Annotated in this window: 10 protein-coding genes; 7 read left to right on the forward strand and 3 right to left on the reverse strand. The window is 65.8% G+C overall.

Translation table 11 applies throughout. The features are described 5' to 3' along the window. The first annotated feature begins 67 nt into the window (after positions 1–67). Positions 68–697, forward strand: a complete 630-nt coding sequence (locus tag VIG90_RS05385; protein ID WP_331592435.1) for a hypothetical protein — start codon at positions 68–70, stop codon at positions 695–697. 69 nt (positions 698–766) lie between these two features. Here the strand turns inward: VIG90_RS05385 and VIG90_RS05390 are convergent, their stop codons facing one another. The 3 genes from VIG90_RS05390 to VIG90_RS05400 all read right to left on the reverse strand — a co-directional run bounded on the left by VIG90_RS05390 (position 767) and on the right by VIG90_RS05400 (position 5,319). Further along, on the reverse strand, positions 767–1,648 hold the full coding sequence (locus VIG90_RS05390; RefSeq protein WP_331592436.1) for a P1 family peptidase: 882 nt from the start codon (positions 1,646–1,648) through the stop codon (positions 767–769). 14 nt (positions 1,649–1,662) lie between these two features. Then, a complete protein-coding gene (locus VIG90_RS05395) occupies positions 1,663–2,904 on the reverse strand; it encodes a multidrug effflux MFS transporter (RefSeq protein WP_331592437.1) in 1,242 nt (413 codons plus the stop codon). A gap of 177 nt (positions 2,905–3,081) precedes the next feature. Beyond that, positions 3,082–5,319 carry a putative bifunctional diguanylate cyclase/phosphodiesterase gene (locus VIG90_RS05400; RefSeq protein WP_331592438.1) on the reverse strand — a complete coding sequence of 746 codons (2,238 nt, stop codon included), beginning with the start codon at positions 5,317–5,319 and terminating at the stop codon, positions 3,082–3,084. 362 nt (positions 5,320–5,681) lie between these two features. Between VIG90_RS05400 and rpmH the strand changes: the two genes are divergently transcribed. From rpmH to argB, 6 genes are all read left to right on the forward strand, one after another. Beyond that, positions 5,682–5,816, forward strand: a complete 135-nt coding sequence (rpmH, locus tag VIG90_RS05405) for a 50S ribosomal protein L34 (protein ID WP_331592439.1) — start codon at positions 5,682–5,684, stop codon at positions 5,814–5,816. A gap of 38 nt (positions 5,817–5,854) precedes the next feature. After that, positions 5,855–6,259 (forward strand): ribonuclease P protein component, encoded by a 405-nt coding sequence (gene rnpA / locus VIG90_RS05410; RefSeq protein WP_331592441.1) that lies wholly within the window; start codon positions 5,855–5,857, stop codon positions 6,257–6,259. A 31-nt stretch (positions 6,260–6,290) separates the two neighbouring features. After that, positions 6,291–6,539 (forward strand): membrane protein insertion efficiency factor YidD, encoded by a 249-nt coding sequence (yidD, locus tag VIG90_RS05415; RefSeq protein WP_331592442.1) that lies wholly within the window; start codon positions 6,291–6,293, stop codon positions 6,537–6,539. Positions 6,540–6,543: 4 nt separating this feature from the next. Further along, a complete protein-coding gene (gene yidC, locus VIG90_RS05420; RefSeq protein WP_331592443.1) occupies positions 6,544–8,304 on the forward strand; it encodes a membrane protein insertase YidC in 1,761 nt (586 codons plus the stop codon). Between the two features lie 90 nt (positions 8,305–8,394). Further along, on the forward strand, positions 8,395–9,078 hold the full coding sequence (yihA, locus tag VIG90_RS05425; RefSeq protein WP_331592444.1) for a ribosome biogenesis GTP-binding protein YihA/YsxC: 684 nt from the start codon (positions 8,395–8,397) through the stop codon (positions 9,076–9,078). A 251-nt stretch (positions 9,079–9,329) separates the two neighbouring features. After that, positions 9,330–10,244 carry an acetylglutamate kinase gene (gene argB, locus VIG90_RS05430; RefSeq protein WP_331592445.1) on the forward strand — a complete coding sequence of 305 codons (915 nt, stop codon included), beginning with the start codon at positions 9,330–9,332 and terminating at the stop codon, positions 10,242–10,244. Positions 10,245–10,362: the final 118 nt, after the last annotated feature.

Consider the following 10,362-nt stretch of genomic DNA (forward strand, 5'->3'; position numbering starts at 1 on the left):
AAGGTGGGAGCCTTTCCCCCGCACTGTCTGTTTTCAGTCCGTGACAAAATGGATTAGGGTGCCCGCCATGATGACCCGCACCGTATCGACTCTCGCCGCCCTCGCCTGTTTCATGCCGCTGGCCGCCTGCGCCAACATGGAAGGTGACTGGCCCAGCCTGAAGACGCCCGCCGAACGGCAGGCCGGCACCTGCAACGATCAGGTTGCCCTTGCCGAGCCGCAGAGCATCGCCGCCCTTACGCAGGGCACCGGCACTCAGGCGACCGGCACTCAGGCTGCTTCTCCAGCCGTTGCGGCACAGCCCGCCGGAGCAAGCGCGGCCGCACCGAACGTGGCCGCCGTCGCCACCCGCCTTGCCGAGGAGCAGCGGGATTTCAACGCCGCGCAGGAGAGCTGGAACAAGCAGCGCACCGCCGCCGAAGCCGCCGCCAATGCCGCCCGCAACGCCGCGCCTGCATCAGAGGCATGGGCCACGGCCGAGATGGAGCTGACCCGCTTCAACCAGTCCGCCGCCCGCTTTGAGCAGATTCGCGATGCCGTGACCCGCGTCACCGGTGACCTCGCTGTGCTGGCCGCCAGCGGCGTGGATGTCTCCGCCACGCTGCGGGAAGCCGGACAGCTACTGCGCCGCATCGATGAAGCAACCGCCGCGCATCAGTCGGCCCTCGGCCCGCTTCAGGCCAACCAGCCGCGCTAAAGCAGCTTCCAGCAAAACCGAGATGTCCTGCGCAGGGAACTCCCGTTCCCTGCCGGCGGCGCGTGCGGATCAGAGGCCCACGCCCCGGCGCACGGCGCGTGCAACGCAGTCCGCTGCCAGCGTGCCCAGCACCGCTAGATCCAGCGGCTGAACCCCTGCTGTGTCACGGTCAGCCTCGCCCGTCGCCAAAGCGAACAGGGTGTCGCCATCGAACGGCGTGTGAATCGGGCGAATGACCCGGGCCAGGCCGTCCTGCGCCATCTGCGCCAGTTTCTGGGTCTGCGCCTTGGTCAGCGGCGCGTCGGTCGCAACAGCGCCGATGGTGGTGTTGGTGCCCGCAATCGCCGCCTTGGGCAGGGCAACCGGCGCATCCAGCGGCGGCTCGCCTGCATAGACCTCCCCGAAGCTGTTCACCGCGATCAGCGCCGCCACCCGCCAGCCGGTGCGCTCGCACTGGATGCTGGCCGTGCCGATGCCGCCGGGGCGCGATCCGGCCCTTGCTCCATATCCGGCTCCTACCGGGCCGTGCGGGCAGTCCGTCCCCGCCGCCGCGCACGCCTCCAGCGCAAGGCGGTGATAGGGCGGGGTCATGCCCCAGTCCTTGTTTCCGCCGTTGGAAAGATCGAACAGAATCGCGGCAGGCACCACCGGCACCGGCCGTCCGCCCACCGGCAAGCCCACGCCCCGGTGCGACAACCACGCCGTCACCGCATCCGCCGCGCCCAAGCCGAAGGCCGACCCGCCTGACAGCACGAGGCCGTGGAACCGCTCCACCAGCGTGTGCGGGGCCAGCGCGTCGGTCTCCCGCGTGCCTGGGCCGCCGCCGCGCACGTCCACCGCCATGGTGACCGGCCGGTCCGGCAGGATAACGCTCACGCCCGTGCGCACCGCCGCATCATGGGCGTGGCCCACCTTCAGGCCGGGAATGTCAGTGAAGCGATCCTCTTTCATGGCTCCAGAATGGGTTAAACCGTTGCGGCCTTCAACCGCCGCGCCCGGTGAATCAGGCGCAGCGTGACGGCGCCCAGAATCGCGGCCAGCAGAATGGCGCCCGCCATCGGCCGGGCCGTACCGTCCGCAAGCGCGCCGGTCACGGAGGCGAACAGCGCGCCCATGGCGAAATGCATGAAGCCCACGAACGAGGAGACGGTGCCCGCGCGGCCGCGGTCCACGTCCATCGCCATGGCGGTGGCGTTGGAATTGGTGAGGCCGATGCAGGCCATGATGAAGAACATGGGCACCAGCACGCCGAACTTGCCGGCATAATCGGTCACCGCGCCGATCAGCATGAGGGCCGCCAGCACCAGCAGCGCCATGTTGGCCGCCTGCACGATCTTCAGCGGCGTATGACGGTTCAGCAGCATCCGGTTGATCTGGGCGGAGCCGACGATGGCGCAGGCGTTGAGGCCGAACACGTACCCGAAGAACGTGGGGTCAATGCCGTAGGTACCGATCATCACGTTGGCGGCATTGCTGATATAGGTGAACAGGCACGCGCTGCCGAGGGACGCCAGCATGGCAAAGCGCAGGATCTCCCGGTTGGAGAGCACCTGCCCGAAGGCCTTGAGCATGCTCTCCTTCGGGCGGCTGTTGCGCTTCTCCGCCGGGAAGGTCTCCGGCAGCGCGATGAACGCCCACACCAGCGCCACCAGACCGAAGGCCGTCAGCACCCAGAAGATGGTGCGCCAGCCGCCCACCATCAGAATGAGGCCGCCCAGCGTCGGGGCCAGAATCGGCGAGGCACCCATCACCAGCATCAGCAGGGAGAAGGCGCGCGCCGCCTCGATGCCGCTGCACCGGTCGGAAATCACCGCACGGGCGATGAGCGGGGCCGCCGCGCCGCCGACCGCCTGGACGAATCGCAGCACGATCAGCGAGTCCATGCTGGTGGCGAACACGCAGCCCACCGAGGCGATGGTATAGAGAATCACCCCCACCATCAGCGGCGGGCGCCGTCCCATCCGGTCAGACAGCGGACCATAGATCAGCTGTCCCGCCGCCAGACCGGCCAGGAAGCTGGCCACGGTCAGCTGCGCATCGGCCATGTTCGAGCCCAGGTCCGCGCTCATGGCAGGCAGGCTCGGCAGATACATGTCGATCGCCATCGGTCCGAAGGCGGTCAGGATGCCCAGAAGCGCAACGAGAGAGAAGGCCAGCCCGGACGCGGGAGCGTTGGCGGACGGAGGAGATGAAGATACGTTCGTCATGCAAGAAACTACCGAATGCTACGGGGAACATCAGAAACGCCCTGCGGCGGCCATCGGCGAAACGCCGGCCGCGCAGACTCGGCGCACTATCCGCTCTTTGGGTGCGTTGCGGAAGGAAAATGGCAGCCCGCACTTACCATGCGGCTTTTTGATTGCCGCCTTGCCCTCGCCCTCCCGTCAGGAGACGACCCAGCGGCTGGAGGGTAAGGCAAGCCGCTCGCCCTCGCGGTTCAGGCTGGCCACCTGCGCTGCGGTCAGCGGCCCGCTGAAATAAAAGCCCTGCCCGAGCGCGCAGCCGCACGCCATCACCATCACGGCGTTGCTTTCTGTCTCCACGCCATCCGCCACCACCGGCACGCCGAGGCTGCGGCCCAGCGTGCCGAGCGCGGAGAGCAGCGCGCGGGCGTTGTCGCTCCAGCTGGCATGGGGCAGCAGGCTCCGGTCCAGCTTGATCTTGACGAACTGCGAATTCTTGAGCGCCGCAAGGCTGGCCCGCTCGGTGCCGAATCCATCCAGCACCAGCCGCACGCCCAGTCCTGACAGTGCGGTCAGGGTGCGCCGGGTGGCCGTGCAATGGCCATTGAAGGCGACCTCGGGCACCTCCAGCTCCAGTTGGCTGGCGGACAGGCCGGTGCGGGCCAGCACGTCCTCCACGAATCCGGCGAACTCCGGCTGGCGCAGCTGCGGAGCGGCAATGTTGATGGCAACGGCCAGATCCGGCCAGTCGCGGGCATTGGAGCAGGCCTCTTCCAGCATCCACAGCGTCACCCGGTCGAGCGTGCCGCTTTCCTCCGCCAGTGCCATCAGGTCGTTGGGTGAGAGCGGCAACTGGCCCGGCAGGCTCCAGTGCAATTGCGCCTCCACGGCCAGCACCCGGCCGTCACGCAGGGAAACCTGCGGCTGATAGACGAGGCCGAGCGTCCCGTTGTCCACAGCCGCACGGAAGGCCAGCAGCTGGTTGCGGCGCCGGCGGCCCAGCTCTTCCATCTCCTCGGAGTAGACCCGCACTCCGCCGCGCATCTTCTTCGCCTCGTACATGGCGATATCGGCGCGGCGCAGCACATCGGCCGGGTCGCCATCCTCGGGGCCGAGGAACGCGATGCCGATGCTCGCGCCGACCTTCACCTCCGTTCCGGCGGCGGGCAGCGGCTGTGCAAGGGCGGTGCAGATTCGCCCGCTGATCATCTCGGCGGTCTCGGGCTGGGGCCGGCCATGGATGAGAATCGCGAATTCATCGCCGCCCAGCCGGGCGGCCACGGCCATTCCCTTGGTCTCCTGCTTCAGGATACGGGCCACCTGACGCAGCAGTTCATCGCCCGCCGAGTGACCGAACTTGTCGTTGACCGGCTTGAAGCCGTCCAGATCGAGGAACAGGACACCGATCGGCGAATCGCTGGGGTGCAGGCGGTTGTATGCCTGGGTGAGCATGGACCGGAAGCGTGAGCGGTTGACCAGCCCGGTCAGCGCATCGCGCTGGGCCATGCGCAGGGCACGGGCCTCGCTGGCCGCCACCAGCTGCACGATATGGCGGCTGTTACGCAGAATGAACCAGGTGAGGAGCGTCAGGCCGAGCAGCATTATCACGGCCAGGGTCCAGAACAGGGACGGCAGGTCGTTGCCCGGGCTCTCGGCGGGCCAGTACATCCGGCCCAGCACCACCCCGGCATTGGAGACGATGTCGATGCTGCAATAGGTCCGGCCATCCTCTGCCGGAGCGCGAAAGGAGAGGGCGGAGATGTGATAGGTGGCGGCCAGATCGCCCAGCACCTTCTCGTCGATCCGCTTGCCGAGCAGGAAGACATGCTGGCTCTCGGCCGTGGCCGCGCCCTCGACTTCTGGCGTCACACGGGCGGCGGCCACCAGCGCGGGCACCCCGTTGAACAGCAGAACATCGGTCACGGTCGCACCGTTGGCCGCCTTGCGCGCGTTGGTGAGCAGATCCCTGACCGCCGGGGACAGGTGCAGGGTGGGCTCATCTCGCCCCAGCTGCCCGTCGATGACCGAGTGCAGCGACTCATCATCCGGGCCGACCAGAAAGACGAAGGACATCCCCGCATCTTCCAGCCATGCGCCCCAGTTGGAGGCGGCCCAGTCCGCATCGAAGCGAACAACCGTGTTCTCGTAGGCCTCGGTCCAGTAGGCCTGAATTCGGGCGTTTCTGGCGAGCTTTTCCCGGGTCAGGTCCAGACCCGTCTGGACCATCATCGTCGTGGTTTCACGCGCCTGCCGGTTCTGCGTCGTCACCGACCAGTTGAACAGCAGGGCAAAGCCGCTGATCGCGAGCGCCAGCGCCCCGACCACCGGAAACGTGAAGTGCCTGCGGAACAGAGCGGGGGTATAGGAATCGGAACGGATCAGCCGTTTGGCCGCCCGCCGGGACCTCCGCCGTGCTCCAGCTTGCTCATTGTCTTGCAACTTTTCCCCCCTGTTCGCACGAACAGCTCCCCCGGGATCACAAGAAACTACTTACCATCAACTATTCCGCGTAGATATTTAATGCGAACCTGTAAAGCTAGGCTTAATCATAAAATTCGGCAGAAAGCCGCCAGCGGCAAAAATCCTACCGTTTCGTTCTGATTCTGCGCAAACGGTCCCTGCCGCCCTACCCTTTATGCCCGGACCGCCGGCGCGACGCGTGCGCCGGAACATGGCTTTCCCAAGGCGTTCCGCCAGGAATGTCCGGTACAATGGCCCACACTTGTTGACTCGTCTGTCTGCCACCGGTATAGGCCAGCGCTCATTCGCGAACCGAAGCTATTTGTCCTTGAGGACGTGTTATGAAGCGGACTTATCAACCGAGCCGTCTGGTGCGCAAGCGCCGTCATGGTTTCCGTGCCCGTATGGCTACCCCTGGTGGCCGCAAGGTTCTGGCTAATCGCCGGGCCAAGGGTCGCAAGAAGCTGTCGGCCTAAGGGGGTTGCCCCCCCAGTAAACACAAGGGGGCAAGACCTTGAAGCTCGAAAAGCTACGCAAACGCCAGGATTTCCTGGCGGCGAACGGAGGGCGTCGCTGGTCGGCGCCCGGTTTCGTTTTGCTGGTACGCAAGCGCCCGGATGCACCGGGCCGTGCGCCGGATCAGCCGGACGAAAGCCAGACGCGCGATCAGGCCAACGGGAACCAGCCGGACGCGGGGCCACCTCGCGTCGGCTTTACCGTGACCAAGAGGGTTGGCACCTCGGTCGTACGCAATCGTTTAAAACGACGTCTGCGCGCCCTTGCTCGCGAGATTCTCGCGCCCAAAGCCATTGCGGGAACAGACTACGTGCTGATCGGCCGCAGCGGCGGCCTGACGCGCGCCTATTCCGACCTGGTGTCGGATATGGAGCGGGCCTTGCGAAAGTTGGCGCAGCATTGACATGAGCGGCGGGCACAAGGATAGCCAGCCTATGGTCACGCGCGTACTCGGCATGATGGTGAAGCTGTGGCAATGGTCGTTCTCGGCCGTTATGCCGCCGTCCTGCCGCTATTCTCCTTCCTGCTCCGACTATGCACTGGAAGCCCTGCGGCTGCATGGGCCGTGGCGCGGCTCGTTGCTGGCCGCTAAACGCATAGCGCGCTGCCACCCGTGGGGTGGTCATGGCTTCGATCCGGTGCCTCCGCGCGAAGACGTACATCATCCACCCGTACAAAGGTAATGACGTGGGCGATCAAAAGAATCTGATCCTGGCAATGCTTCTGTCGGTCCTGCTCCTCGTGGGCTGGGACTATTTCTTCGTGAAGCCCCAGGTCGAAGAGCAGCAGCGTGCCGCTGCCGTTGTTGAACAGGAAGGCGTGATCCCCACGTCGCCGCAGGCTACCGGCCCCGATTCGCCGTCGCCGACCGTGCTCCCGCGCGAGACCGTCATCAGCGGCGCGCCGCGCGTCGCCATCGACACGCCGAACCTGAAGGGTTCCATCTCGCTGAAGGGCGCGCGGATCGATGATCTGCTGCTGACCCAGTATCACGAGACGGTCGACAAGACCTCGCCCAACATTACCCTGTTCTCGCCCACCGGCGCGGCGCACCCCTATTATGCCGAGTTCGGCTGGACCGCCGCCGGCGGCCTCGCCCTGCCGGGCCGCGACACGGTCTGGACCGCAGACGCCGAGACGCTGGCCCCGGGCAAGCCGGTCACCCTGTCGTGGGACAACGGCCAGGGCCAGACCTTCCGCCTGCGCTTCGAGGTGGACGAGGATTTCATGTTCTCCGTCACCCAGAGCGTTCAGAACGCCGCGGGCGGCCCGGTCGCCGTCAACGGCTACGGCCGCATCGCCCGCACCAACCTGCCCGAGGGCCAGAGCTACTTCGTGCTGCACGAAGGCCCGCTCGGCGTGTTCAACGGAACGCTTGAGGAAGCCGACTACGAGGATCTGGTCGAGGACGGCCCGCAGCAGTTCCAGACCACCGGCGGCTGGCTCGGCATCACCGACAAGTACTGGCTCGCCGCCATGGTGCCGGACCAGAAGACGCCGTTCACCGGCGCGTTCCGCAGCTTCGGCCCGAATGCCTTCCAGGCCGACTTCCTGACCGGCGCGCTGAACGTTGCCGCCGGCGGCACCGAATCGCAGACCATCCGCCTGTTCGCAGGCGCGAAGGAAGTCGCCCTCATCGACAAGTACGAAGAGCAGTACGGCATTCCGCTGTTCGACCGCGCCATCGACTGGGGCTGGTTTTACTTCCTCACCCGTCCGATCTTCACCGTGCTGGACTGGATGTACAAGCTGTTCGGCAACTTCGGCCTCGCCATCATCGGCCTGACCGTCGTCGTGAAGGCGATCATGTTCCCGCTGGCCAACAAGTCCTACGCCAGCATGAACCGCCTGCGCGAACTCCAGCCGAAGATGAAGGACCTGCAGGAGCGCTTCAAGGACGACAAGCAGGCCCAGCAGAAGGCCATCATGGAGATGTACCAGAAGGAGAAGGTGAACCCGCTGGGCGGCTGCCTTCCGATCCTGCTGCAGATCCCGGTGTTCTTCGCGCTCTACAAGGTGCTGTTCGTCACCATCGAAATGCGCCACCAGCCTTTCGTGCTGTGGATCAAGGACCTCTCCGCGCCTGATCCTCTCACCCCGGTGAACCTGTTCGGCCTGCTGCCGTTCACGCCGCCGCCGATGATCGCCATCGGCATCCTGCCGATCATCATGGGCGTGACCATGTATCTGCAGCAGAAGCTGAACCCGCAGCCGGTGGATCCGGTGCAGCAGAAGGTCTTCGGCCTCATGCCGATCATCTTCACCTTCATCCTTGCCCCGTTCGCCGCCGGTCTGGTGCTGTACTGGACCGTCAACAACCTGCTCTCCATCCTCCAGCAGTGGGCTCTGATGAAGCGTCACGACAAGGAGCGGGCAGCCGCGCAGGCCGCCAAGGCCCAGGCCAAGGCCCAGGCCAAGGCCGAGAAGCGCAAGGGCAACCGGGCCTGAGTTCTCTGGGGAGCCTGAGCACTCAGGCTCCCCGAAGTTTTCCGGCTTCACCCTTTCCAGCCCCGGCCAAGCAATCAATTAGGAAATGACATGACCGAGATCACCGCAAACGAGCCGCTGAGCGCGCAGAACGACCCCGAGATGATCGAGGCCGGGCGGCGGCTGTTTGCCGGTCCGGTCACCTTCCTGCTCTCCGCGCCGCGGGTGGAATTCCTGCCGGAGGCCATCTGCCCGGAGATCGCCTTCGCCGGGCGCTCGAACGTGGGCAAGTCCAGCCTCATCAACGCCATCACCAACCGCAACGGCCTGGCGCGTACCTCCACCACGCCGGGGCGCACGCAAGAGCTGAACTTCTTCGACGTGGGCGATCCCGCAGGCCCGGCGCTGCGCCTCGTCGACATGCCCGGCTACGGCTATGCCGAAGCGCCCAAGCCCGTGGTCGAGGCGTGGCAGCGCCAGATCCGCACCTATCTTCGCGGCCGCCCCGTCCTGAAGCGCGTGTTTGTGCTGATCGATTCGCGCCACGGCGTGAAGGACGCCGACCTGCCGATCATGAAGCTGCTCGACGAATCGGCCGTCTCCTACCAGCTCATCCTCACCAAGCTGGACAAGCTGAACAAGCATGAGGCCGAGAAGGCCATTGCCGCCGTCGAGGCCGTCGCGCGCAAGCACACCGCCTGCCACCCCGAACTGCTGGCCACCAGCTCGGCCAAGGGCTGGGGCATCGACGGCATCCGCGCCGTCATCGCCAGCCTCGCCTTCTCCTCGTTCTGAGTCTTTCGTGTGCGAGGGGGCCCTTCACCCCCTCACAGCGCGCGACAAACTTTCCCGAACTGTGCCTCTGACCGCCTTCCTGTCGCGCGCTTGCAACGGCGGCGGACAGCAAAATACGTTGGCGTGACGGAACTGCTGGCGCACTGAGTGTTTCCCCGCTATGGCGCACCCGAAGGCTGCACGGCGAATCGCCTGCGGACCGGAGATGTTTTGGCGACGCGCCGCATGTGCCGCGTACCGGGAGATCAGCGTTGACGGACAACACCAACAATCACAACCCCGATCCCGTTGACCTTGGGAAGGTGGAAACCCTCATCGAGGCCCTGCCTTACCTGCGCAAGTATGCGGGCAAGACCTTCGTCGTGAAGTACGGCGGCCACGCCATGGGCGAATCCCATCTGGCGGAGGCGTTCGCGCAGGACATCGTCCTGCTGAAGAAAGTCGGCATCCACCCGGTGGTGGTGCACGGCGGCGGCCCGCAGATCGGCAAGATGCTCGAGCGCCTCGACATCCGCTCCAACTTCATCGACGGCCTGCGCGTCACCGACGCCGAGACCGCCGCCATCGCCGAGATGGTTCTGGCCGGTTCCATCAACAAGGAAGTGGTCCACCACATCAACCGGGCGGGCGGCACCGCCGTCGGCCTGTCCGGCAAGGATGCCCACCTCATCACCGCCCGCAAGGTCACCCGCACGAAGCGCGACCCCGACTCGAACATCGAGAAGGTGATCGACCTGGGCTACGTCGGCGAACCCGACATCGTTGACGTGACCGTCCTGGACATGTTCCGCCAGTCCAACGTCATCCCGGTCATCGCCCCCATCGGCGTCGATGCGGATGGCAACACCTACAACATCAATGCGGACACCATGGCCGGTGCCATCGCCGGAGCGCTGAAGGCCTCGCGCCTGTTCCTGCTGACCGACGTGCCGGGCGTGCTCGACAAGGAGAAGAACCTCCTGACCGACCTGACGCCCGCCAAGATCGACGGCCTGATTTCGGACGGCACCATTCAGGGCGGCATGATCCCGAAGATCGAGACCTGCATCGATGCCTTGAAGAAGGGCGTGGACGCCGCCGTCATCCTCAACGGCCGCGTACCGCACTCCATGCTGCTGGAGATCTTCACGCGCCGCGGCGCAGGCACCCTCGTCCGCCGCAGCTGATTTTTTCCTTTTGCAGGGGACTCGTCCCCTGCGCCCCATTCTACAGAAGGGCCGTGTCCTTTGACCAAGGGCGCGGCCCTGTTCCATTCCACTTCAGACGAGAGGCTTCTGAAACGCG

The sequence above is a fragment of the Pedomonas sp. genome (assembly GCF_036515995.1).
Taxonomy (GTDB): Bacteria; Pseudomonadota; Alphaproteobacteria; order Sphingomonadales; family Sphingomonadaceae; genus Pedomonas.

Excerpts from the sequence above, each read along its gene's own strand:
- VIG90_RS05385 (WP_331592435.1), top strand. The coding sequence starts at position 68 with ATGATGACCCGCACCGTATCGACTCTCGCCGCCCTCGCCTGTTTCATG.
- VIG90_RS05390 (WP_331592436.1), bottom strand. The coding sequence starts at position 1,648 with ATGAAAGAGGATCGCTTCACTGACATTCCCGGCCTGAAGGTGGGCCAC.
- VIG90_RS05395 (WP_331592437.1), bottom strand. The coding sequence starts at position 2,904 with ATGACGAACGTATCTTCATCTCCTCCGTCCGCCAACGCTCCCGCGTCC.
- rpmH (WP_331592439.1), top strand. The coding sequence starts at position 5,682 with ATGAAGCGGACTTATCAACCGAGCCGTCTGGTGCGCAAGCGCCGTCAT.
- yidD (WP_331592442.1), top strand. The coding sequence starts at position 6,291 with ATGGTCACGCGCGTACTCGGCATGATGGTGAAGCTGTGGCAATGGTCG.
- yihA (WP_331592444.1), top strand. The coding sequence starts at position 8,395 with ATGACCGAGATCACCGCAAACGAGCCGCTGAGCGCGCAGAACGACCCC.